The organism is Pseudomonas sp. PDM03 (assembly GCF_014852385.1).
Taxonomy (GTDB): Bacteria; Pseudomonadota; Gammaproteobacteria; order Pseudomonadales; family Pseudomonadaceae; genus Aquipseudomonas; species Aquipseudomonas migulae.
This window is the reverse complement of the sequence record NZ_JACVBM010000014.1, coordinates 52,170-74,579: the sequence shown is the minus strand read 5'-3', so window position 1 is coordinate 74,579 and position 22,410 is coordinate 52,170. Positions and strand designations below refer to the sequence as shown.

Sequence of the window (22,410 nt, the reverse complement as noted above, 5' to 3'; positions counted from 1 at the left end):
TCAGTCGATTCCGCCCGTTAGGGTCGTCTGCTCAGCATAGTCGAGGTGTTTGACGAGCTGCGCGCGCAGCCGGGCACTTACCTCGGCAAATTCAATCGATCCTGCGTGATCGCTCAGCTGGGTCATCGCCAGCCCGGCGTAGCCGCAGGGATTAATCCGTCGAAACGGTTCCAGGTTCATGTCCACGTTCAGGGCCAGGCCATGAAAGGAACAACCGTGGCGGATCCGCAGACCCAGGGAAGCGATTTTCGCCCCATCGACGTAGACACCCGGTGCATCCGGCTTGGCCGCAGCCGTCACGCCGTAGCTGGCCAGCAGCTCGATCAGGCAGAGTTCCATGCGGGTGACCAGGTCACGCACGCCAAAACCCAGCTTGCGTACATCGAGCAACAGATAGGCGACCAACTGGCCGGGACCGTGATAAGTCACCTGCCCACCGCGATCGACCTGCACCACCGGAATATCCCCCGGCAGCAACAAGTGCTCGGCCTTGCCGGCCTGGCCCTGGGTGAACACCGGTGGGTGCTCAACCAGCCAGATCTCGTCCGCGGCATCGCTGCCGCGTTCGTTGGTGAAGCGTTGCATGGCATGCCAGACCGGCTCGTACGCCATCTGGCCGAGCTCGCGAAAGCCCAGCGTGCCAGACATCACAGCACCATGTGCACGAAGCCGGTAGCCCGCAGTTCGCTGTTGATGTTGTACAGCTGGTCCTGGTCGGTGGCGACGATGTGCAATTGAATCGTGGTGTATTTGCCGTTGGTGCTTTGGCGTTCATCCACACGGTCATGGTTGATCGTCGCGTGTTTCTTGACGATCTCGATGATCTTGTCTTTGTTGCCAACACCGGTATCGCTGATCACCTTAACCGGGTAATCAACGTTGGGGAATTCGATCTTGGGCGCCTTTACTTCAGTATCGGTCATGGCGTAACGGCCTCGTAAGCGTAAGCCGTGGCGACGGGCATGACCCCGCGCCGGATGAGCGCGGGACCCTGCAGGTGCACACTAATTCAGTTGAACAAGCCGTAGAAGAATAGACGGATGCTATCCCACATGCGACGGAAGATACCACCCTCTTCGACGCCATCCAGAGCGATCAGGTCAGCGCTGTGCACCACCTTGTCGTCCAGTTTGACTTCGACTTTACCGATCACGTCGCCCTTGGCGATTGGCGCAACCAGTTGCGGGTTCATGGTCATGCTGGCAGCGAGCTTTTTCAGCTGGCCTTTTGGCAGGGTCATGGTCAGGTCTTCAGCCAGGCCGGCCTTGACTTGATTGGTAGAGCCTTTCCAGACAGGGGCCTGAGCCAGCTCGGCGCCTTTCTGATAGAAGGTCTGGGTTTCGAAGAAACGGAAACCGTAGGTCAGCAGCTTCTGGGTTTCCGACGCACGTGCCACTTCGCTGTTGGTGCCGAACACCACGGCGATCAGGCGCATGCCATCACGTACGGCCGAAGACACCATGCAGTAGCCGGCTTCGTCGGTGTGGCCAGTTTTCAGACCGTCGACAGTCTTGTCGCGCCACAGCAGCAGGTTACGGTTAGGTTGCTTGATGCCGTTCCAGAAGAACTCTTTCTGCGAGTAGATCGCGTAGTGAGCCGGGTCTTCGTGGATGATCGCGCGAGCCAGCACAGCCATGTCGTGAGCCGACGAGTAGTGCTCAGGGTTCGGCAGACCGGTCGGGTTCATGAAGTGGCTGTTGGTCATGCCCAGGTCGGCCACGGTTTTGTTCATCATGTCGGCGAACGCGTCTTCGCTGCCGGCGATGTGCTCGGAGAGCGCAACACTGGCGTCGTTACCCGACTGAATGATGATGCCGTGCAGCAGGTCGCTGACGGTCACTTGCGAACCGACCTTGATGAACATCCGCGAACCGCCGGTGCGCCAGGCGTTTTCGCTGACGGTCACCGGGTCGTTTTCGCCGATCTGGCCGCGACGGATTTCCAGGGTCGCGATGTACGCGGTCATCAGCTTGGTCAGGCTGGCAGGCGGCAGGCGCTGGTCACCGTTGTTCTCGACCAGCACGTTGCCGCTGCTGGCATCCATGAGCACATAGGCTTTGGCGGCCAGTTGTGGCGGCGACGGCATCATCTCGACCGCGAAAGCGGCAGGCGAGAGGAGCAGCGGGACTAGAAGGCACAGGCGTTTGGCAAAGGTGGTGATGTTCATCCGTCTCTCGAAATCGCTAATGGAAACTGCCCGAAGGCAAAACTAATCTAGATGACCTTCTGACGGGCCATCGCGTGTTCAGTCGTTCACTCAGTACCCTTGCCGGGCTTTTGTTCTTCAACGAGCCAACAACCTGGTCCACCCCTCAAAACCGCAAGTGAACCGTCAATCAAGTACTACGTATTACTCGGCGGTGACCACGCTCGGCGAACCGAGATTGGCCAGGCGCACGCTGTTCTGCACTTGCTGGATTTCACCCGGCGAGCCGATCGGCCCCAGGCGCACCCGATGCAGTGTCTGTTGATTGCGCACGATCGAGCTGATGAACACCGGAGCGCTCACCATCCCGCTGAGCTTCGATCTCAGGAGTTCTGCAGCGTCCGGGTTGGCGAACGCGCCCACCTGCAGATACTGGCCAGAGGCTGGTACAGAAGCGTTTTTTTTTGCATCGATCTGCACGGGCACAACGGCCGCGGCGTGTTGCTGCGGCGGAGGCGTCCATTGCTCGACCGTGCCGGCCGATGCGGTAATCGTCGGCGCGGCATTTTGCGCTACTTGCGGCTCGTTGAGCATCAAAGGCGCCGGACGGCCTTTGGCCGCCCACCATTGCTGCGGGTCGATGCCTTCGACCTTGACCCGTGCGGTGCCGGTTTCGGCGTAGCCGAGTTTCTTCGCGGCAGCGTAGGACAAGTCGATGATGCGATCCGAGTAAAACGGCCCGCGATCGTTGACCCGCAAAATCACTGACTTGTTGTTGTCGAGGTTGGTCACCCGAACGTAACTTGGCAGTGGCAAGGTCTTGTGAGCGGCGCTCATGCCATACAGGTCGTAAACCTCGCCATTGGCGGTGTTCTGACCGTGGAACTTGGTGCCGTACCAGGACGCCGTGCCCGAGGCGACGTAGGTCTTGGATTCTTGCAGCGGGAAGTAAGTCTTGCCCAGCACAGTGTACGGGTTGGCCTTGTAAGGGCCGGTGTGCAGGGTCGGCGTGGCATCCGGGATGCGCGATACGTCGACGTCCCACCACGGTGCGCCATCTTTGTGGGCGCGGTTGATGTCCAGCCCCGGCGCCGAGCGCACGGCGGTGGATGATTTCTGTGACGGTGCGCGGCTGGTCGAACAACTGGCGACCAGCACTGCCAACGCGGCGAATGCCATCAGCTTCAGGGGTTTATTCATAGGCAATGCCCGCATTACTTGACGCCCCGTGCTTGGACCAGCTGTTCAGACAGTTGATGTACTGCCATGGCGTACATCACGCTGCGGTTATAACGCGTGATTGCGTAAAAATTCGTCAGGCCCATCCAGTATTCAGGGCCATTGTCACCTTCCAGGCGGAATGCCGTGACCGGCATATCATCGCGCAGCGCATCATGACTTGACCACCCTAGAGCCCGCAACTCCCCGACGGTTTTAGTCGGTTCGATGCCGGTGGTCAAACCTTCGTCGACCTGATCGCCACGCACATCGGCGCGGCTGACCACCGGTTCGCCGGCCACCCAGCCGTGACGCTTGAAGTAACTGGCGACGCTGCCGATGGCATCGTCCGGATTGGTCCAGATATTAATGTGGCCGTCACCGTCGAAATCCACCGCATAGGCGCGAAAGCTGCTCGGCATGAACTGCGGCAAGCCCATCGCCCCGGCGTAGGAGCCTTTAAGGGTCAATGGATCGACCTGCTCTTCCCGGGCCAGCAACAGGAATTCACGCAATTCCTTGCGGAAGAATTCAGCACGGGGAGGATAGTCGAAACCCAGGGTCGACAAGGCGTCGATAACCCGGTAATTGCCGGTATTTCGACCGAAAAACGTCTCAACGCCGATGATCGAGACAATCACCTGGGCCGGCACGCCATATTCCTGCTCGGCACGGGCGAGTACCGCCTCGTGCTGCCGCCAGAAATCCACGCCGCGTGCGATGCGCGCGTCGGTGATGAACATCGGGCGATATTCTTTCCATTGCTTGACCCGTTCGGCGGGCTTGGAGATAGCGTCCAGAATCGACTGCTTGCGCTCGGCTTCGCGGAACACGCCCATCAGCTGTTCACCGGCAAAACCGTAGTCGCGGGTCATTTCACCGACGAAGCCGGCCACCTGGGGTGAGCCTTCGTAATCGCCGGCCAACGCGTCCTGCGCTGTGCCAAGGATGCTTACCAGGCCGACCCATGGCGCGTATCGAGTCGCCCAGCCACGCATTACTTGCATTGAAATCTTCACCTTATTCAAACCTGTGCGATCCACTTGCGATGGGTATGGATCGACATCAAAACCCCAAACGCTGACAGCAGCGTTACCAGCGAAGTTCCTCCGTAGCTAATGAACGGCAACGGCACCCCTACAACCGGCAACAGGCCACTGACCATACCGATGTTGACGAAAACGTAAACAAAAAACGTCATGGTCAGGGCGCCCGCGAGCAGTTTGCCGAACAATGTCTGAGCCTGGGCGGTAATCACCAGCCCGCGACCGATCAACAACAGGTAAATCAGCAGCAGTGCGCAGATGCCCACCAGGCCGAACTCTTCACCCATCACCGCAATAATGAAGTCGGTGTGGCTTTCCGGCAGAAAGTCGAGGTGCGATTGCGTGCCCAGCAGCCAACCCTTGCCGAACACGCCGCCGGAACCGATGGCGGCTTTTGACTGAATGATGTTCCAGCCGGTACCCAGCGGATCGCTTTCCGGGTCGAGGAACGTCAGGATTCGTTGCTTCTGGTAGTCGTGCATGATGAAAAACCACATCGCCACGGCCACCGGCACAGCGGCGGCCAGCACGCTGATGATCCAGCGCCAGCGCAGCCCGCCCATGAACAAAACGAATGCGCCACCCGCCAGGATCAGCAGCGAAGTGCCGAGGTCGGGCTGACGCACGATCAGAATGAACGGCAAACCGATCAGGAACAGACTGACGCCCACATGCTTGAGCTGCGGCGGCAAGGTGCGCTTGGACAAATACCAGGCGATGGTCGCCGGCATCAGGATCTTCATGAACTCCGAAGGCTGGAAGCGGATCACCCCCGGAATGTTGATCCAGCGCGTGGCGCCCATGGCGTTGTGGCCCATGACGTCCACCACCACCAGCAACAGAACACCGACGACATAAGCGACCGGCACCCAACGGGCCATGAAGCGAGGCTCGAACTGGGCGATGACGATCATCGACACCAGGCCGATGCCGAACGAAGTGGCTTGCTTGGCCAGCAGGTCCCAGCTCTTGCCGCTGGCCGAATACAGCACGAACAGGCTGCCGGCGGCGAGGGTCAGCAGCAGGATCAGCAGCGGTCCGTCGATGTGCATGCGTTGCAACAGCGTCGCACGGCGACGCATCACATCCTCGCTGGAGAGGATGCGATCGAAATTACTCTTCACGGGCCGTAGCCTCCGCACTGATAGGGCTGGCGTATTCGGCTTTCAGTCGGCCGTCCTGGTCGAGGAGCCAGGCGTCCATGACTTGACGCACCACAGGTGCGGCGACACCGGAACCGGACTCGCCGTTCTCGACCATCACCGACACCACGATTTTCGGGGCGTCGGCCGGCGCGAAGCCGACAAACAAGGCGTGGTCGCGATGACGTTCCTGAACCTTCGAGCGGTCGTACTTCTCGCCCTGCTTGATCGCGACCACCTGGGCGGTACCACTTTTACCGGCGATCCGGTATTGCGCGCCGATCGAAGCCTTGCGCGCCGTACCGCGCGCTCCGTGCATCACTTGCTGCATGCCGTGGTTGACCCGGGTCCAGTCGGACGGATCGCGCAGGATGATGTCCGGCATCGGATTGTCATCCTTCGGCCGCTCGCCTTCGACGGTCTTGGCCAGGTGCGGACGGTTCCACACACCTTTGTTGGCCACCAGCGCCGTGGCCTGGGCCAGTTGCAGCGGCGTGGATTGCATGTAGCCCTGACCGATCCCGAGAATCAGCGTTTCACCCGGGAACCAGGCCTGGCGACGGGTCGCGCGCTTCCACTCACGGGACGGCATCAACCCCGGCGACTCTTCGAACATGTCCAGCGAGACCTTTTGGCCGATGCCGAACTTGCCCATGTAGGCCGACAAGCGATCAATCCCCAGCTTGTGGGCCAGGTCATAGAAGTAGGTGTCGTTGGACCGCATGATCGCCGTGTCCAGATCGACGTAGCCGTCACCGGTACGGTTCCAGTTGCGATACTTGTGATCGTAATTGGGCAGCATGTAGTAGCCGGGGTCGAAGACCCGGGTCGACGCGGTGACAACCCCCGAGTCCAGTCCCGCAATGGCCACCGCAGGCTTGATGGTCGAACCCGGTGGATAAAGACCACGCAGCACGCGGTTGAACAGCGGCCGGTCGATGGAATCACGCAGTTCGGAATAAGCCTTGAAGCTGATGCCGGTCACAAACAGATTCGGGTCGAAACTCGGCTGACTGACCATTGCCAGCACTTCACCGGTTTTCGGGTCCAGCGCGACCACCGCACCACGGCGACCGCCGAGTGCCGCTTCGGCCGCTTCCTGCAATTTGATGTCCAGGCTCAGGACAATGTCCTTGCCGGGAATCGGATCGGTACGCTTGAGCACCCGCAGAACGCGGCCTCGTGCGTTGGTTTCGACTTCTTCGTAACCCACCTGGCCATGCAGTTCGGGCTCATAGAAACGCTCGATGCCGGTCTTGCCGATGTGGTGGGTGCCGCTGTAATTGACCGGATCGAGAGACTTCAGCTCTTTCTCGTTGATCCGCCCCATGTAACCCACGGAGTGCGCAAAGTGCGCGCCCTGCGGGTAATGCCGCACCAGCTGCGCAACCACTTCCACACCCGGGAGGCGGAACTGGTTCACGGCGATGCGGGCGATCTGCTCTTCGGTCAGCTCGAACAGAATCGGCACCGGCTCGAATGGCCGACGCCCCTGGCGCATGCGTTTCTCGAAGATCACCCTATCCTCGGGCGTCAGCTCCAGCACTTCGACGATCACGTCGAGCACTTGCTGCCAGTCGCCGGAACGCTCGCGGGTCATGCTCAGGCTGAAGCTGGGCCGGTTGTCGGCCACCACCACGCCATTGCGGTCGAAGATCAATCCGCGGGTCGGCGGAATCGGCTGCACATGGACGCGGTTGTTTTCCGACAGGGTCGAGTGGTACTCGTACTGGATCACCTGGAGGAAATACAGGCGAGCGATCAGCACGCCGATCAGCACCACCACTGCAATAGCCCCGAACACGACGCGGCCACGCACCAGACGGGCGTCTTTTTCGTGGTCCTTGATGCGGATCGGCTGGGACATGAGGCAGAACTACTTGTGGTAAGGGTGACCGGACAGAACTGTCCAGGCACGGTACAGCTGTTCGCCGATCAGAATCCGCACCAGCGGGTGCGGCAACGTCAACGGTGACAACGACCAGCGCTGATCGGCCCGCGCACACACTTCCGGCGCCAGCCCTTCGGGGCCGCCGACCATGAAATTCACCGTGCGCGAGTCCAGCCGCCAGCGATCGAGCTCGACCGCCAACTGCTCGGTACTCCAGGGCTTGCCATGGACTTCGAGGGTGACAACGCGCTCGTTCGGCCCGACCTTGGCCAGCATGGCTTCGCCTTCCTGACGGATGAAGCGTGCCACGTCGGCGTTCTTGCCACGGGTGTTGAGCGGTATTTCCACCAGTTCCAGCGCCAGCTCGGACGGAAGACGCTTGGCATATTCATGCCAGCCTTCTTCCACCCACTTGGGCATGCGTGAACCGACGGCGATCAGTCGCAGTCGCACAGCAATCCCTTACAGCTGGTCTTTGTTGAGCTTGGTGAAATGCTCGTGGGTGTTTTCCGGGCTGTGATGCGCAGCGCTGGCCGAACGGCTCTGCTCTGCACCGGCCCACAGGCGCTCCAGGTCGTAGAACTGGCGAGCCGAGGCGGTCATCATGTGCACGATGACGTCGTCCATATCCAGCAGGACCCAGTCGCTGTCGCCCTTGCCTTCTTCACCCAAAGGCTTGACGCCCTGGGCTTTGACGGCCTCGCGGACCTTGTCCAGCATGGCGCCGATCTGGCGGTTGGACGTACCGGTAGCGATGATCATGAAGTCAGTGATGCTCTGCTTTTCACGAACGTCGATGACCTGGATGTCCTGGGCCTTCACGTCTTCCAGGGCTGCCACGGCAACCTTGACCAGCGCTTCGCCAGCCAGCTCAGGGCCGGTTGGAGCTTCTACTGGCAGCGGGGCGCTCTTGAATGTGCCTTTGCGCTTTACTTTAGCTACGTCTTTGTCAGTCATATAAAACTCGTTTTGCTCGTATGTTCGGGCGCTTCGCTACACGCATTCACGTGCCTTGAAGCGCACCCTTTTTCAGTTCGACGCACGGTAAAGTCCGTGCGCATCGATGTAGGCCAGGACCGCGTCGGGCACCAGGAAACGTACCGACTTACCGCTGGCCAGCAGTTGACGGATCTGGGTGGCGGATACCGCGAGCGGCGTCTGCCAGACGAATGCAATCTGTCCGCTCGGCCCTTTAAGGGCCAGCGGGTCGCTCACCGAGCGCGCTGCCAGCAGGTTGCGCAAGGCATCCGGCGGTTCGCTGTCGGCATCCGGGCGTTGCAGCACCAGGATGTGGCAATGCTGGAGCAACTCTTCCCAGCGGTGCCAAGTGGGCAGGCCGCAAAATGCGTCCCAGCCCAAAAGTAGAAAAACCTGGTCTTCAGCGGCCAGTTCGGCACGCATCAGTTCCAGGGTGTCGATGGTGTAGGACGGCTTGTCCCGCTGCAATTCGCGGGCATCCACCACCAACGGCGCCACACCGGCCACCGCGCACTTGACCATCGCCAGACGGTCCTTCGCCGACACCTGCGGCGTACCGCGATGCGGCGGCCTGGCACTGGGTGTCAGGCGTAACTCGTCGAGCGCCAGCGCTTCGGCGACTTCCAGCGCACCGCGCAAATGGCCGATGTGCACCGGGTCGAACGTCCCGCCCAGCATGCCGATACGTCGAGGCGCAGGTTCGCTGGTGGTTACCGGGGCCGACGGATTAAGGTCGCCCAAGTCAGACCGACGCCTGGCCGCGCAACTGGCCATCACCGACCACGATGTACTTCTCGCAGGTCAGACCTTCGAGACCCACCGGGCCGCGGGCGTGCAGCTTATCAGTAGAAATGCCAATCTCGGCACCCAATCCGTATTCGAAGCCATCAGCGAAGCAGGTCGGAGTGTTGATCATCACCGACGACGAATCGACTTCCGCGACGAAACGCCGGGTGTCCGCAAGGTTTTCGCTGACGATCGAATCGGTGTGATGGGAGCCGTACTTATTAATGTGCTCGATGGCCTGGTCCAGCCCGTCGACCACGCGGATCGAGAGGATCGGTGCCAGGTACTCGGTGTGCCAGTCTTCTTCTGTGGCCACTGCGGCATCAATGATCGCCCGAGTGCGCTCGCACCCCCGCAGTTCAACGCCTTTTTCGCGGAACTGGGCAGCCATCGATGGCAGGAAATCTTTGGCAACGGTTTGATCCACCAACAGCGTCTCCATCGCACCGCAAATGCCATAACGGTAAGTCTTGGCATTGAAGGCAATACGCTGGGCCTTCGGCAGATCGGCGTGGGCACTGACGTAGACGTGGCAGATACCGTCCAGATGCTTGATCACCGGCACGCGCGCATCACGGCTGACGCGTTCGATCAGGCCACGGCCGCCACGGGGCACGATGACGTCGACGTATTCAGGCATGGTGATCAGCGCGCCAACGGCGGCACGGTCGGTGGTTTCGACCACTTGCACCACGGCGGCCGGCAGATCGGCTTCGGCCAGGCCGCGCTGGATGCAGGCGGCGATGGCACGGTTGGAATGAATCGCTTCGGAACCGCCGCGCAGGATGGTCGCGTTGCCGGACTTCAGGCACAGGCTGGCGGCGTCGATGGTCACGTTGGGCCGGGATTCGTAAATGATCCCGATTACGCCCAGCGGCACACGCATCTTGCCGACCTGAATCCCCGACGGACGGAAACTCATGTCGCGAATGGCGCCGACCGGGTCCGGCAACGCTGCAACCTGGCGCAAACCAACGATCATGCCGTCGATACGCTCCGGGGTCAGCGCCAGACGTTCCAGCAACGCAGGTTTCAGACCATTGGCTCGACCAGCCGCCAGATCCAGCTCATTGGCGGCCGTCAGCTCGGCACGCGCGGCATCCAGCGCATTGGCAGCCGCCTGCAAGGCGCGGTTTTTCTGCGCGGTGCTGGCACGGCCGATGATGCGCGACGCTTCACGGGCGGCGCGACCCAGGCGGGTCATGTAGTCGAGAACGGACTCAGTCATTGTCTGCTGTGATCTTGGCAAAGATGAAAGCGGCAGATTATAGCTGTCGCGTCCCCTGACTAACAGCGGTGACGGGCGGATGGTCGAAATGGAGGGCAATTTGCCGACGTTCAGCCGTGATTAAGCTGCAAATTGTTATCATCACGACTCAATCAGCTTTGATAAATGCCGTTCATCATGTCCAACCTGACTGTTCGTGCGACCGCTGCGGGCCTGCCCATCGGGCTCCCGGACGCATTTTTCGACCGGGATGCGCAAACGCTGGCCCGGGATTTACTTGGCAAAGTCATCCGGCATCGGGTCGGTGAACTGTGGCTCAGCGCCCGGATCATCGAGACCGAAGCCTATTACTTCGAAGAAAAAGGCAGCCATGCCTCTCTCGGCTACACAGAAAAGCGTAAGGCTTTGTTTCTGGATGGCGGCCACATTTATATGTATTACGCCCGGGGCGGCGACTCCCTGAATTTCAGCGCTCAAGGTCCGGGCAATGCGGTTTTGATCAAATCCGCTTATCCGTGGGTCGATGAATTGAGCGGCCCGGCAAGCCTGGCGCAGATGCTGCTGAACAATCCCGACGCCCAGGGCCGCCCTCGCCCGTCGCAAAAACTCTGTGCCGGGCAAACGCTGTTGTGCAAGGCGCTGGGTTTGAAGGTGCCGGTCTGGGACGCCAAGCGTTTTGATCATGAAGTGTTGCTGGTGGAGGATGTCGGCCCGGCACCGGGCCACATTATTCAAACCACACGCCTGGGTATTCCCCATGGGCGCGATGAGCATCTGATGTACCGCTTCGTCGATGCGGCTTACGCGCCGTATTGCACGCGGAACCCGCTGCGACGGGGGCAAGTCGAAGGTCGCGATTATTTTTTGCTGACCTGAATAATAGAGCCCCCCCTGTAGGAGCGAGCCTGCTCGCGATAGCGGTCTGACAGTCGAAGCAGATGTGGCCTGACACTCCGCCATCGCGAGCAAGCTTGCTCCTACAAGGGGCTGTAGTGTTTTGAAGATTGCGTTCGGCCTTTGGGGCCAATTGATTATTCAATGGAGTTGTTTTTATGGGCCCATGGCTCGATAGCGTGACCGGATGGCTGACGGTCAACCCGCAATGGCTGGCTGCGGCGGTGTTCATCGTGGCCTTCGTGGAATGCCTGGCGATTGCCGGACTGATCGTACCCGGCACGGTGTTGCTGTTTGCCGTCGCCGTACTGGCCGGCAGCGGTGCACTGTCGTTGAGCGAAACCTTGCTGCTGGGATTCGTCGCCGGCGTGTTGGGCGATATCGTTTCCTACTTTGTTGGGCGACATTTCCATCAGAACATCCGGCGCCTGCCCGGCCTGCGCCATCACCCGGAGTGGATCGCCGGTGCCGAGGCTTACTTCCAGCGCTATGGCATCGCCAGCCTGCTGGTCGGACGATTCATCGGGCCACTAAGGCCGATGCTGCCGATGGTCGCCGGGATGTTCGACATGCCGTTCCCGCGCTTCGTCGCCGTCAGCCTGCTGGCCACTGCCGGCTGGAGCGTCGCCTACCTGCTGCCCGGCTGGGCCACGGGCGCGGCGATTCGCTTGCCATTACCGGAAGGTTTCTGGCCTGAGGCCGGGATCGTCGCCGGCAGCATCGCCGTGATGATCGGCCTGAGCGCAACCAGCAGCCTGCGCCGTCATCGCAAGGCAACGATACTGATCGCCAGCATGAGCTTGTTGATTCTGGCCGGATTGTTTATCGGCTACCCGCACCTCACCGCTCTCGACCAGGGTTTGATGACACTGGTGCAGGAACACCGCAGCCCGATGCTCGATGAAGTCGCCGTGACTTTCACGCTGATCGGCGAGTTCCGCAACATGCTGCTGTTCAGCGCCCTGCTGACCGTTTTGCTGCTGCTGACCCGGCAATGGCGCCAGGCGATTTTCGCCGGCAGCACGCTGCTCGTCACCGCACTCGGCAATACGCTCACCAAACACTTTTTCGCCCGGTTGCGCCCGGAAGTCCTGAGCGACCCGCTTACCAGCTACAGCATGCCCAGCGGCCATGCCTCGGGCTCTTTCGCGCTGTTTCTGACCCTCGCCGTGCTGGCCGGTCGCGGACAACCGCCAAGGATGCGCCTGACCTGGTTGCTGCTGGGCTGCCTGCCGGCGCTGGCGATTGCCTTGTCACGCGTGTACCTGGGCGCGCACTGGCCAACGGATGTGCTGGCCGGCGCCATGCTGGCGGCGTGCGTGTGTGCGGCGAGCCTGGGGTTGAGTCAGCGCCAGACACCGCTCAACGCCATGCCACCCAAAGTCTGGTGGCTGGTATTGCCGGCGATGGTGGTGTTATTCGGCTTCTTTGCGTTGCGGCATTTACCGCACGCGATGTTGCGGTATGCCTATTGAAGATCAAAAGATCGCAGCCTGCGGCAGCTCCTACAGAAGTACGCCGTTCCGAATAGGAGCTGCCGCAGGCTGCGATCTTTTTGCGAGCGTCAGGCGAACAACTCACCCTGCAATTCATCGAGCAGCGCCTGGATCGCATCCAGTCGTTGCTGCGGATCGTCGAGTTGCAGCAGGTCGATCTTGTCCACCTCGGCGAATGGCAGCAGGTATGCCAACTGATTGGCCAACGATTGTTGCCCGGTCGCTTCGGTGCCCATGTTCAGCGCTTCGACCATCGGGTGTTCGGCCAGGGCCTTGAGCAGTGCGACGAGGTCGGCATCCTCATCCTGCAAGGGTTGCTCCGGTTCGTCCTCCAGCCACTCGACCTCGGCGACGGTCAACTGATCGCGCTGAACCTCGGTGCGCAACACGTGAAAGCGCCGTCCGCCCTGCACCCGAATGCCCAGCAGGCCATTGTCCTGCTGCTTGAAATCGGTGATCAGCGCCTCACACCCGACCAGCGCATAACCTGACGGGGCGATGCCGACCTCTTCACCCTCAAGGATGCACACCACGCCGAAGCCGCCGCCCTGTTTCATGCAGCGACCAATCATGTCCAGGTAGCGCGCCTCGAAGATCTGCAAGTCGAGGATGCAGCCCGGAAACAGCACCGTATTCAGCGGAAAAAGCGGCAGGCTCATAGACATTTCCTTACACCACCATCGACACCGCCAGCGGCAGGAACACCGCCGTGGCCACGCCCATCAGACTCATCGCCAGCGCCGCGAAGGCGCCGCATTCTTCACTTTCCTGCATCGCCACGGCCGTGCCCACCGCATGGGCGGTCATGCCCAGCGCCATGCCGCGCGCCTCGGGGCTGTGGACGCCGAGCCGGTTCAGCAAGCTCGGCCCAAAGATCGCCCCGATCACGCCGGTGATCAACACAAAAACCGCCGCCAGCGCCGCGACACCGCCGATCTGCTCGGCCACCAGCATGGCAATCGGCGAGGTCACCGACTTCGGCGCCATGGTCATCAGGATCATGTGCTCGGCACCAAACGACCACCCCAGCAACACGCCCATGCCGGTGGCAATCACGCCACCTATCACCAGCGTAGTAAATATCGGCCAGAACAACTGCCGAATCCGCCGCAGGTTGAGGTAAAGCGGCACGGCCAGCGCAACGGTGGCCGGGCCGAGCAAAATACTGAGAATCTCGGTGCTCTTGCGGTATTCGGCGTAGGTCAGGCCGCAGCCGACCAGCACGCCAATGACCAACAGCATGGAGACCAGCACCGGCTGCAGAAAAATCCAGCGGGTTTTCTCGAACGCCGCCAACACCAGCTGATAGGCGCCGAGGGTGATGCCGATGCCGAACAATGGATGATGAATCACCGACACCCAGGCGCCCTGCCAGTCGAAGATCATTGCGAGTCCTCGCGGTGCGCGTGGCGTTTGACCATGCGCTGCATCAGCACACCGGCGAACGCCATGGACAGCAGCAGCGACAACACCAGTGCGCCGACGATGGCCCAGAAGTCCGCAGCAATGTCCTTGGCGTAAACCATCACGCCCACGGCCGGCGGCACCAGCAGCAATGGCAGGTAACGCAGCAGGCTGCCGGCCGCCAGGCTCAACGGCTCGCCGACCTGGCCACGGCTGATCAGGAACACCAGCAGAAGCAGCAGGCCAATGATCGGCCCCGGCAGCACCGGCAAAAACAAATGGTTGATGGCGGTGCCCAGCAATTGGAACAACACCAGCCAGGTCAGGCCACGTAACAACATCCGTCCTCTCCCCCGAAAAATCGCGCCCGGCATTATAAGCATGCCAACGCTATAGACCGGCATTCGCCAAAAGCATGGTCAGTTGACCGGAGCAATTTGCCATGTTGATCTAAAGTGGTAATCCGGGAGGTCAAATCCCCCCACCTCAAAACTATAAAACCGATGAACCCAAGGAGAGTCTCAATGCCCTATGTTCCAGTTGCAGAGCTCAAAGATTATGTCGGCAAGGAACTTGGACGTTCCGAATGGCTAACTATCGATCAGGAGCGCATCAACCTGTTCGCCGAAGCCACTGGAGACTATCAGTTCATCCACGTCGACCCGGTCAAAGCCGCGCAAACGCCATTTGGCAGCACCATTGCCCACGGTTTCCTGTCGCTGTCGCTGATCCCGAAACTGATGGAAGACATCCTCATCCTGCCTGAAGGCTTGAAGATGGTGGTCAATTACGGCCTCGACAGCGTGCGGTTCATTCAGCCGGTCAAGGTCAATTCGAAAGTGCGCCTCAAGGTCGATCTGACCGAAGTCACCGAGAAGAAGCCCGGCCAATGGTTGCTCAAGGCCACCGCCACGCTCGAGATCGAAGGTTCGGAAAAACCGGCCTATATCGCCGAGCCACTGTCGCTCTGCTTCGTGTAAACGCTCCCGGATGCGAAGCAGCTCACGCTGTTTCGCGACCTCTCTCTATATCTCAGTCATAGAGCTGCGGCATACTCGGTCGCCTAATTGCCCGGATCCCGCTATGCGCTCATTTGCACTCATTGCCTTGACCCTGATGCTCACCGCTTGCGGCGACAGCGAATCGCTGTTGCCGCCCGATGCGCGCCTGCCGGACGGCGGCCGCTATCGCGGAGACCTGGTCAACGGATTGCTGCAAGGCCAGGGTCGCGTCGATTACCCGAACGGCAGCTGGTACGCCGGCAGTTTCGACAAGGGCCAGTGGCACGGCCAGGGCGAATGGCACGGCAGCAACGGCGAGCTGTATCGCGGTAATTTCAACCAGGGGCTGTTCGACGGCCAGGGCACGCTGACCACCAGCGGCAGCAGCTACACCGGCGGCTTCAAGGCAGGTCGGCGCGAAGGCGAAGGCACCCTCAAAGAAAACGGCATGACCTACCGCGGCGAATTCAAGGCCGATCAATATTCGGGGCTCGGCCGTCTGGAACTCGATGACGGCAGCTCGTATCAAGGCCTGTTCGCCCATGGCAAACCCAACGGCGAAGGCCAGCGTGGCGACGCCAGCGGCAATCAGTTCACCGGGCATTTCAAGGACGGTCAGCTGGAAGGCAACGGGACATTCAACAGCGCTGAAGGCGACATTTACGTCGGCAGCTTCAAGAACAACCAACTGCACGGCAAGGGCCGCTACGAGAACGCCGACGGTGATGTCTGGCTCGGCCAGTTCAAGGAAGGCTCGCTGAATGGCAAAGGCGAGTTGATCGGCGCGGATGGCAGCCACTACATCGGCCAGTTCAGCGACTGGCGCTTCACCGGTCAGGGCCGACTGAACCTTTCAGATGGCAGCTTCTACATCGGCCAGTTCGACGGCGACAGTTATCAGGGGCGCGGCACGCTGGTGCTGACCGATGGCACCGTGCAGAGCGGCACGTGGGCCAATGGCCAGCGAGTACGCGATGCCGACGGCAAGCTGTTGCCCGACAGCCTTGAACTCGGCTTGCTGGCCCAGGGCCGCTTGCTCGAAGACGCGCTGGCCAATGTGCCGGCTTCGACCCCGGCGATCGAGTTGTACACCTTGACCGTCGGCGGTGATGGCAAGCAAAGCGTGTTCCTGCGTGAATCCGATTACGTCAGCAACATGCTCACCAGCCGTTTCGGTGCGTTTGGCCAGATCCGCCTGGTGAACCATCGCGACCACCTCGTCGACCGGCCGATGGCCACCCGGGAAAACCTGCGCCGTGCGGCGCTGACGCTGGCCGAGCGCAGCGGCCCGGAAGACCTGATCTTCATCTACCTGACCAGCCACGGCACCAGCGAACACGAACTGGTGCTCGACCAGCCACGCATGGAACTGTCCGACCTGCCGGCCAACGAACTCGGCGCCGTGCTCGCCCCGCTGAAAAACCGCGACAAGATCATCGTGATTTCGTCTTGCTACTCCGGTGGTTTCATCCCCGCCCTCAAGGACGAACGCACCCTGATCATGACCGCGTCGCGCGCCGATCGCGTGTCCTTCGGGTGCTCGGAAGAAGCCAACTTCACCTACTTCGGCGACGCGCTGTTCGCCCAGGCACTGAACCAGACCGACGACCTGGAACAAGCCTTCAAGCTGGCCAAGGCCTCCGTGGCCGAGCGTGAACTGGCTGACAGCTTCGAAGCCTCTGAACCGCAAATCTGGGCGCCGAAAACCGTTCTCTCCCATTGGCAGCTGTTACGCAAACAACAGGCACGAAAAGCGCTACAAAGTGTCTCTATCGACAGCAAGGACGCAAAGAGCAACTAAGCTGATCAGTATCAAGGGGGACATATTATGTACTTGACGCCTCAGCACGTATTGCTTGCCGGAGCTACCGGGTTAACCGGTGAACACTTGCTTGATCGCCTGCTCAACGAGCCCACGATCACGCGCGTATTGGCCCCCTCACGCCGGCCGCTGGCCGAGCATCCGCATCTTGAAAACCCGGTCGGCGACCCGGCGATGTTCCTGCCGCAACTTAGCGGTCGCGTCGACATCGCCTACTGCTGCCTCGGCACCACGATCAAACAGGCCGGCTCGGAAGCGGCGTTCCGCGCGGTCGACCTCGACATGGTAGTGGCCTTCGCCAAACGGGCGCGGGAGATGGGTGCTCGACACTTGATCGTGATCAGCGCCCTGGGGGCCGATCGCAGGTCCTCGGTTTTCTACAACCGGGTCAAAGGCGAGATGGAGTACGCATTGCGCGCACAAAACTGGCCACAACTGACCATTTGTCGACCTTCGGTGTTGCTGGGTGAGCGCCTCGAACCGCGCCTGGCCGAGCAGGTCGCCGGTCCGTTGTCCCGCTTGATCCCCGGCAAATACCGCGGCATCGAAGCTTGCCAGCTGGCCCGGGCGATGTGGCGACTGGCGCTGGAAGAACAGGATGGGATACGGATTGTCGAATCGGATGAGTTGCGTAAGCTAGGCAAGTAATTTGTTGAGTCAGGGATGAACCATCGCGAGCAGGCTCGCTCCCACATTTGATCTGTGTCGCTCACAAATCCAATGTGGGAGCGAGCCTGCTCGCGATAGAGCGCGAAGCGCTCTCCTACAACCCACCCGTCGCCTGAAAACTCACGCCGATCACCGTCAACACCGACAACGGCAACAGCAGCGTATCAAGCAACGCGCTGGCCGGCAGATCGACACCCGGATAGCTCGGCGCCTCTGCCCCGAAACGATCCATCGCACAGCAACCGCCATTCAGGGCGTACAAATCCAGGCGTGTCCCCGCATACACCACTGGTGCCCCCGGCTTGGCAGCATCCAGCGTGCGTGCCGTGGCGCAACCCGCCAGTTGCAGCGCCAGCACAATCGTCAGCAGCTTATTCATCGCTGGTCAGATGGTGTTCGCCCCATCGCGGCAGCATGTCTTGTGGAATGTTCAGCAGGTTGAGAATCCGCGCCACCACGAAGTCGATCAGGTCATCAATGGTCTGCGGCTGATGATAGAAACCCGGCGACGCAGGCAAAATGGTCACGCCCATGTTCGACAACTTGAGCATGTGTTCCAGATGAATACTCGAATACGGCGCTTCACGCGGCACCAGAATCAGCTGGCGACGCTCCTTCAGCGTGACATCGGCGGCGCGCTCGATCAGGTTGTTGCAGGCACCGGTGGCAATGGCCGACAGCGTACCGGTCGAACACGGCACGACCACCATCGCCGACGGCGCACCGGAGCCCGAGGCCACCGGCGACATCCAGTCTTCCTTGCCGTACACCCGAATCTGCCCGGCGGCAGCGCCGGTGTACTCGGTGAGGAAGGCCTGCATCATTTGGGTTTTCGGCGGCAGCGTGACGTCAGTCTCGGTGGCCATCACCAGTTGCGCAGCCTTGGAAATCAGGAAGTGCACCTCGCGGTCTTCGCGGATCAGGCAGTCCAGCAGGCGCAAACCGTACTGGGCGCCCGAAGCACCGGTCATCGCCAGCGTGATGCGTTCCGGGCCGTTGTTCATTGCAGCGCCTCGGCGAGTTTGCCGTGCAGGCCGCCGAAGCCGCCGTTGCTCATGATCACCACGTGAGTGCCGGGCTGCGCCTGGCTCTTCACGCGCTCGATGATGCCTTCCAGTGACTCGCTGACGATCGACGGCACACTGCACAGCGCGGCGGTCGCGCCCAAATCCCAACCGAGGTTGGCCGGTGCGTACCAGATCACCTGATCGGCATCGACCACGCTTTCCGGCAAACCGTCGCGGTGCGCGCCAAGTTTCATGGAGTTGGAGCGCGGCTCGATGATGGCGATCAGCGGCGCGTCGCCGATGCGTTTGCGCAGACCGTCGAGGGTCGTGGCGATGGCCGTCGGGTGATGGGCAAAGTCGTCATAGATGGTAATGCCGCGGACCTCGGCGACCTTTTCCATCCGGCGCTTCACGCTTTTGAACGCGCTCAACGCGGCAATGCCCATCGACGGCACAACACCGACATGCCGCGCGGCTGCCAGGGTGGCCAGTGCGTTGGCAACGTTATGCTGGCCGGTCATGTCCCACTCGACCACGCCTTGAGCGACGCCTTCGAACATCACTTCGAATTTCGAACCGTCTTCGCTCAGCAACTTGACCTGCCACTGACCACCGGCACCGGTGGTTTGCACCGGGGTCCAGCAGCCCATCTCGATCACGCGCTGCAACGCCGGCTCGGTGGTCGGATGGATCACCAGGCCTTCGCTCGGGATGGTCCGCACCAAATGGTGGAACTGCCGCTCGATGGCCGGCAGATCGGGGAAGATGTCAGCGTGATCGAACTCCAGGTTGTTCAGGATCGCCGTGCGCGGGCGGTAGTGAACGAACTTGGAGCGTTTGTCGAAGAACGCACTGTCGTACTCGTCGGCTTCGATCACGAAGAACGGCGTGCCGCCCAGACGCGCCGACACCGAGAAATTCTGCGGCACGCCGCCGATCAGGAAACCGGGGCTCATGCCCGCGTGTTCCAGCACCCAGGCCAGCATGCTGCTGGTGGTGGTTTTGCCATGCGTACCGGCAACGGCCAGCACCCAGCGGCCTTGCAACACGTGATCGGCCAGCCATTGCGGACCGGAGACGTAAGGCAGGCCTTTGTTCAGTACGTATTCAACAGCCGGGTTGCCGCGGGACATGGCGTTGCCGATGACCACCAGGTCCGGCGCCGGATCGAGCTGCGCGGGGTCATAACCTTGGGTCAGTTCAATGCCCTGCGCCTCGAGCTGAGTGCTCATCGGCGGATAGACGTTGGCATCGGAGCCGGTCACGTGATGGCCCAGCTCTTTGGCCAGAACCGCCATCGAACCCATGAAAGTGCCGCAGATACCAAGAATATGAATGTGCATTAGTCGACCTCGTAAAACATGGCCGCAGGTTAGCGTAGGGAGGCGAAAATCGCACCTTTGTTTCGTGTCAGCCTCTGTAGGAGCCCGGCTTGCTGGCGATGGCATCCTTGAAACCGCTATCGCCGGCAAGCCGGGCTCTTACAGGTCCGGCGTTTTAACCGAAGAATGGGAAACGCCCCCATTCTTGTAGGAGCCGGCTTGCTGGCGATGGCGGTTTCAAGGACGCCATCGCCGGCAAGCCGGCTCCTACAGGTTTGCATTCACCGGGCGATGCCGTGTTTACGCAGCTTTCTATAGAGCGTGTTACGGCTGACACCCAACTGCTCGGCGGTATGGGTCATGTGCCAACGGGTTTGCTCCAGCGCATTCAGCAACGCCAGGCGCTCGGCATCATCCAGCGGATGTTCGCAAGGCGGTTCGACGGCAACAACCGGCACCGGCCTGGCCTGTCGAATCATCGCCGGCAAATCCTCCAGCCCGATCCGCCCGCCATCACACAACGCGGCCAAGGTGCGCAGCACGTTACGCAACTGCCGCACGTTCCCCGGCCAGGCGAACCCCAGCAACGCCTGGCGGGCGGGCTCATCAATCAGCACCGTCTCCCCGCCCGCCTCTTCCGCCAGCAGAAAGTCGAGCAACTGCGATTTGTCACTGCGGTCACGCAACGCCGGCAACGCAATCTCCAACCCATTGAGCCGGTAATACAAATCCTCGCGGAAGCTTCCGTCCTGCACCCGCTCCAGAAGATTACGGTGAGTCGCGCTGATAATCCGCACGTTGACCGCCTCCGGCTCGCCGCCAATCGGCACCACTTGCCGATCTTCCAGCACTCTTAATAGCCGGGTCTGTAACGCCAGCGGCATGTCGCCGATTTCATCGAGAAACAGGGTCCCGCCATCCGCCTGCTGCAACTTGCCGCGCATGCCTTCCTTGCGTGCGCCGGTAAAGCTGCCGCCGCGATAGCCGAACAACTCGCTCTCGATCAGGCTTTCCGGGATGGCCGCGCAGTTGAGCGCGACGAAGGCTTTTTCGGCCCGCTGACTGGCCTGATGCACCGCTTTGGCGAAGGCCTCCTTGCCGGACCCGGTTTCGCCGTTGATCAACAGCGGCACATCCCGTTCGAACACGCGTAGGGATTTGCGGAAATCTTCCTGCAAACCCGCATCGCCCAGACAAATGCCCGACAGGCGCGCAGGTTCGGCAACGACCCGACTGGTCACTACCGGCACCGGAATGCTGCGCGGCTGACCGCGCAACACGGCAAACAGGCCGCGCCCGTCACGTGCGCGCAACGGCCAACTGGCGCTGGCATTCACACTAGCGCGGCCCAGCAACTCATCCAGCGAGCAATCGAAAAACGCCTCGACCGGTTTGCCCAACAGCCCGCCACGACTATGCCCCAGCAGGTTCAGCGCGCTCTGATTGACCGCGCTGATCCGACCTTCGCCGTCGAACGCCAGCAGCCCTTCGCTGAACAGCCCGACGGATTCCGCCTGCAGGTGAAAACGCAGCAACCATTGATTGTCGAAGTAACGCAGGAAATAGCAGCTCTCGATCATCTTCGCCGACAGATTGACCAGGGCCATGGTGTGGAACTGACTCTGCCGCGACACCTCGTGCCGCGCCGAGGACACGTCGAGCACCGCCAGCAGTTCGCCATGCGGATCGAACACCGGACTCGCCGAGCAAGTCAGGCCAGTGTGACGACCACGAAAATGTTCGTCCTGGTGAATGGTCAGCGACTGACGCTCCACCAGGCAGGTGCCGATGCCGTTGGTGCCTTCGCAGGCTTCGCTCCAGTCGGCACCGAGCCAGAGGCCGGCGCGTTCAAAAATCTTCCGCTCGGCGGGTGCCGTCACACAATTGAGGATCACCCCGCGCGCATCCGTCAGCAGCACCGCATGACCGGCGCCGGACAGCTGCTGATGAAGACTGCTCATTTCGTTGCCGGCGATGTGCAGCACTTGCTGCAAGCGTTCGCGGCTTTCGAGGACACGACCGTGCTCCAGCACCGTCGGCGCCATGGTCAGGGCCGGGTCGAGGTGATAGTCCTCAAGACAACGCAGCCAGGAACGGGCGATGGACGGATCGCTGCCGGGACCGTGCAGGTGAGATTTCCCCTGGGTCACGGTCAGCACTTGCTGGGCATGGCGACTCAAATGGTTGTCGTGCATTTCTTATTATTCTCCCCGGGGCTCGGTGACCCGTATTGAGGTGATGCCCGAGCATCCTCCAGCCTGGCCCGCATTGCAATGCTGGCAAGACCGGTCAGTCACAGCTTGTGCCACAAGCGGTACAAACTGTCACGGGGGCTGTACCGAAAGCGTCACAGCCGCCAT

23 protein-coding genes are annotated in these 22,410 nt (G+C 61.2%); 5 read left to right on the top strand and 18 right to left on the bottom strand.

The features are described 5' to 3' along the window. The 11 genes from lipB to IB254_RS19150 all read right to left on the bottom strand — a co-directional run bounded on the left by lipB (nt 1) and on the right by IB254_RS19150 (nt 10,435). Nucleotides 1-648 carry a lipoyl(octanoyl) transferase LipB gene (gene lipB / locus IB254_RS19200; RefSeq protein ID WP_008044547.1) on the bottom strand — a complete coding sequence of 216 codons (648 nt, stop codon included), beginning with the start codon at nt 646-648 and terminating at the stop codon, nt 1-3. Further along, the gene (locus IB254_RS19195; RefSeq protein WP_003215438.1) at nt 648-923 is read right to left on the bottom strand and encodes a DUF493 domain-containing protein; all 276 of its coding nucleotides are present in this window, start codon (nt 921-923) and stop codon (nt 648-650) included. Before IB254_RS19195 ends, lipB begins: the two co-directional genes overlap by 1 nt. 86 nt (nt 924-1,009) lie before the next feature. Continuing rightward, on the bottom strand, nt 1,010-2,167 hold the full coding sequence (locus IB254_RS19190; RefSeq protein WP_008035100.1) for a D-alanyl-D-alanine carboxypeptidase family protein: 1,158 nt from the start codon (nt 2,165-2,167) through the stop codon (nt 1,010-1,012). 183 nt (nt 2,168-2,350) lie between these two features. Then, nucleotides 2,351-3,361 (bottom strand): septal ring lytic transglycosylase RlpA family protein, encoded by a 1,011-nt coding sequence (locus tag IB254_RS19185; RefSeq protein WP_008044546.1) that lies wholly within the window; start codon nt 3,359-3,361, stop codon nt 2,351-2,353. After that, the gene (gene mltB / locus IB254_RS19180; protein ID WP_008035098.1) at nt 3,361-4,371 is read right to left on the bottom strand and encodes a lytic murein transglycosylase B; all 1,011 of its coding nucleotides are present in this window, start codon (nt 4,369-4,371) and stop codon (nt 3,361-3,363) included. The genes IB254_RS19185 and mltB overlap by 1 nt, the downstream gene beginning before the upstream one ends. Nucleotides 4,372-4,388: 17 nt before the next feature. Next, nucleotides 4,389-5,492 (bottom strand): rod shape-determining protein RodA, encoded by a 1,104-nt coding sequence (gene rodA, locus IB254_RS19175; protein WP_192418955.1) that lies wholly within the window; start codon nt 5,490-5,492, stop codon nt 4,389-4,391. Between the two features lie 31 nt (nt 5,493-5,523). Beyond that, complete coding sequence (mrdA, locus tag IB254_RS19170; protein ID WP_192418831.1) at nt 5,524-7,419, bottom strand: penicillin-binding protein 2; 1,896 nt, start codon at nt 7,417-7,419, stop codon at nt 5,524-5,526. 9 nt (nt 7,420-7,428) lie between these two features. Continuing rightward, nucleotides 7,429-7,896, bottom strand: a complete 468-nt coding sequence (gene rlmH, locus IB254_RS19165; protein WP_007937439.1) for a 23S rRNA (pseudouridine(1915)-N(3))-methyltransferase RlmH — start codon at nt 7,894-7,896, stop codon at nt 7,429-7,431. Between the two features lie 9 nt (nt 7,897-7,905). Further along, nucleotides 7,906-8,400, bottom strand: a complete 495-nt coding sequence (gene rsfS / locus IB254_RS19160) for a ribosome silencing factor (protein WP_008035092.1) — start codon at nt 8,398-8,400, stop codon at nt 7,906-7,908. 72 nt (nt 8,401-8,472) lie between these two features. Continuing rightward, the gene (gene nadD / locus IB254_RS19155; RefSeq protein ID WP_263863992.1) at nt 8,473-9,162 is read right to left on the bottom strand and encodes a nicotinate-nucleotide adenylyltransferase; all 690 of its coding nucleotides are present in this window, start codon (nt 9,160-9,162) and stop codon (nt 8,473-8,475) included. A gap of 1 nt (nt 9,163) precedes the next feature. Next, nucleotides 9,164-10,435: a glutamate-5-semialdehyde dehydrogenase gene (locus tag IB254_RS19150; RefSeq protein WP_192418829.1), complete on the bottom strand. Its 1,272-nt coding sequence runs from the start codon at nt 10,433-10,435 to the stop codon at nt 9,164-9,166. A 177-nt stretch (nt 10,436-10,612) separates the two neighbouring features. Between IB254_RS19150 and IB254_RS19145 the strand changes: the two genes are divergently transcribed. After that, the gene (locus IB254_RS19145) at nt 10,613-11,311 is read left to right on the top strand and encodes a DNA-3-methyladenine glycosylase (protein WP_192418827.1); all 699 of its coding nucleotides are present in this window, start codon (nt 10,613-10,615) and stop codon (nt 11,309-11,311) included. A 176-nt stretch (nt 11,312-11,487) separates the two neighbouring features. Continuing rightward, nucleotides 11,488-12,804 carry a bifunctional DedA family/phosphatase PAP2 family protein gene (locus tag IB254_RS19140; RefSeq protein ID WP_008044540.1) on the top strand — a complete coding sequence of 439 codons (1,317 nt, stop codon included), beginning with the start codon at nt 11,488-11,490 and terminating at the stop codon, nt 12,802-12,804. Nucleotides 12,805-12,893: 89 nt separating this feature from the next. Here IB254_RS19140 and IB254_RS19135 read toward each other — a convergent pair whose 3' ends face one another. The 3 genes from IB254_RS19135 to IB254_RS19125 are packed head-to-tail and all read right to left on the bottom strand — an operon-like array spanning nt 12,894 to nt 14,570. Next, the gene (locus IB254_RS19135; RefSeq protein WP_008035081.1) at nt 12,894-13,484 is read right to left on the bottom strand and encodes an LON peptidase substrate-binding domain-containing protein; all 591 of its coding nucleotides are present in this window, start codon (nt 13,482-13,484) and stop codon (nt 12,894-12,896) included. A gap of 10 nt (nt 13,485-13,494) precedes the next feature. Then, complete coding sequence (locus IB254_RS19130; RefSeq protein WP_008035079.1) at nt 13,495-14,211, bottom strand: LrgB family protein; 717 nt, start codon at nt 14,209-14,211, stop codon at nt 13,495-13,497. Then, nucleotides 14,208-14,570, bottom strand: coding sequence for a CidA/LrgA family protein (locus IB254_RS19125; RefSeq protein ID WP_008044533.1), 363 nt, complete (start codon nt 14,568-14,570; stop codon nt 14,208-14,210). The genes IB254_RS19130 and IB254_RS19125 overlap by 4 nt, the downstream gene beginning before the upstream one ends. Before the next feature lie 183 nt (nt 14,571-14,753). Here IB254_RS19125 and IB254_RS19120 point away from each other — a divergent pair, with 183 nt between their 5' ends. From IB254_RS19120 to IB254_RS19110, 3 genes are all read left to right on the top strand, one after another. Beyond that, nucleotides 14,754-15,209 (top strand): MaoC family dehydratase, encoded by a 456-nt coding sequence (locus IB254_RS19120; RefSeq protein WP_017341009.1) that lies wholly within the window; start codon nt 14,754-14,756, stop codon nt 15,207-15,209. 103 nt (nt 15,210-15,312) lie between these two features. Beyond that, a complete protein-coding gene (locus IB254_RS19115) occupies nt 15,313-17,031 on the top strand; it encodes a C13 family peptidase (RefSeq protein ID WP_192418825.1) in 1,719 nt (572 codons plus the stop codon). 27 nt (nt 17,032-17,058) lie between these two features. Then, a complete protein-coding gene (locus IB254_RS19110) occupies nt 17,059-17,700 on the top strand; it encodes an oxidoreductase (protein ID WP_008042977.1) in 642 nt (213 codons plus the stop codon). A gap of 115 nt (nt 17,701-17,815) precedes the next feature. On the opposite strand, the gene IB254_RS19105 is transcribed toward IB254_RS19110, so the two are convergent. The 4 genes from IB254_RS19105 to IB254_RS19090 form a co-directional block, all read right to left on the bottom strand. After that, entirely contained in the window at nt 17,816-18,100 is a 285-nt protein-coding gene (locus IB254_RS19105) for a YceK/YidQ family lipoprotein (protein WP_008035760.1), read from the bottom strand. Beyond that, on the bottom strand, nt 18,093-18,725 hold the full coding sequence (ubiX, locus tag IB254_RS19100; protein ID WP_008035761.1) for a flavin prenyltransferase UbiX: 633 nt from the start codon (nt 18,723-18,725) through the stop codon (nt 18,093-18,095). Before ubiX ends, IB254_RS19105 begins: the two co-directional genes overlap by 8 nt. Beyond that, a complete protein-coding gene (gene mpl / locus IB254_RS19095) occupies nt 18,722-20,071 on the bottom strand; it encodes a UDP-N-acetylmuramate:L-alanyl-gamma-D-glutamyl-meso-diaminopimelate ligase (protein ID WP_192418823.1) in 1,350 nt (449 codons plus the stop codon). The genes ubiX and mpl overlap by 4 nt, the downstream gene beginning before the upstream one ends. Before the next feature lie 260 nt (nt 20,072-20,331). Further along, nucleotides 20,332-22,245, bottom strand: a complete 1,914-nt coding sequence (locus IB254_RS19090) for a sigma-54-dependent Fis family transcriptional regulator (protein WP_192418821.1) — start codon at nt 22,243-22,245, stop codon at nt 20,332-20,334. Nucleotides 22,246-22,410: the final 165 nt, after the last annotated feature.

Coding starts and splice junctions, on each gene's coding strand:
- IB254_RS19190 (WP_008035100.1), bottom strand. CDS start 2,167: ATGAACATCACCACCTTTGCCAAACGCCTGTGCCTTCTAGTCCCGCTG.
- IB254_RS19185 (WP_008044546.1), bottom strand. CDS start 3,361: ATGCGGGCATTGCCTATGAATAAACCCCTGAAGCTGATGGCATTCGCC.
- mrdA (WP_192418831.1), bottom strand. CDS start 7,419: ATGTCCCAGCCGATCCGCATCAAGGACCACGAAAAAGACGCCCGTCTG.
- IB254_RS19090 (WP_192418821.1), bottom strand. CDS start 22,245: ATGCACGACAACCATTTGAGTCGCCATGCCCAGCAAGTGCTGACCGTG.
- rsfS (WP_008035092.1), bottom strand. CDS start 8,400: ATGACTGACAAAGACGTAGCTAAAGTAAAGCGCAAAGGCACATTCAAG.
- IB254_RS19115 (WP_192418825.1), top strand. CDS start 15,313: ATGCGCTCATTTGCACTCATTGCCTTGACCCTGATGCTCACCGCTTGC.
- IB254_RS19195 (WP_003215438.1), bottom strand. CDS start 923: ATGACCGATACTGAAGTAAAGGCGCCCAAGATCGAATTCCCCAACGTT.
- IB254_RS19140 (WP_008044540.1), top strand. CDS start 11,488: ATGGGCCCATGGCTCGATAGCGTGACCGGATGGCTGACGGTCAACCCG.
- IB254_RS19135 (WP_008035081.1), bottom strand. CDS start 13,484: ATGAGCCTGCCGCTTTTTCCGCTGAATACGGTGCTGTTTCCGGGCTGC.
- lipB (WP_008044547.1), bottom strand. CDS start 648: ATGTCTGGCACGCTGGGCTTTCGCGAGCTCGGCCAGATGGCGTACGAG.
- IB254_RS19110 (WP_008042977.1), top strand. CDS start 17,059: ATGTACTTGACGCCTCAGCACGTATTGCTTGCCGGAGCTACCGGGTTA.
- IB254_RS19105 (WP_008035760.1), bottom strand. CDS start 18,100: ATGAATAAGCTGCTGACGATTGTGCTGGCGCTGCAACTGGCGGGTTGC.
- IB254_RS19125 (WP_008044533.1), bottom strand. CDS start 14,570: ATGTTGTTACGTGGCCTGACCTGGCTGGTGTTGTTCCAATTGCTGGGC.
- IB254_RS19120 (WP_017341009.1), top strand. CDS start 14,754: ATGCCCTATGTTCCAGTTGCAGAGCTCAAAGATTATGTCGGCAAGGAA.
- IB254_RS19150 (WP_192418829.1), bottom strand. CDS start 10,435: ATGACTGAGTCCGTTCTCGACTACATGACCCGCCTGGGTCGCGCCGCC.
- mltB (WP_008035098.1), bottom strand. CDS start 4,371: ATGCAAGTAATGCGTGGCTGGGCGACTCGATACGCGCCATGGGTCGGC.
- IB254_RS19145 (WP_192418827.1), top strand. CDS start 10,613: ATGTCCAACCTGACTGTTCGTGCGACCGCTGCGGGCCTGCCCATCGGG.
- IB254_RS19130 (WP_008035079.1), bottom strand. CDS start 14,211: ATGATCTTCGACTGGCAGGGCGCCTGGGTGTCGGTGATTCATCATCCA.
- mpl (WP_192418823.1), bottom strand. CDS start 20,071: ATGCACATTCATATTCTTGGTATCTGCGGCACTTTCATGGGTTCGATG.
- rodA (WP_192418955.1), bottom strand. CDS start 5,492: ATGCGTCGCCGTGCGACGCTGTTGCAACGCATGCACATCGACGGACCG.
- ubiX (WP_008035761.1), bottom strand. CDS start 18,725: ATGAACAACGGCCCGGAACGCATCACGCTGGCGATGACCGGTGCTTCG.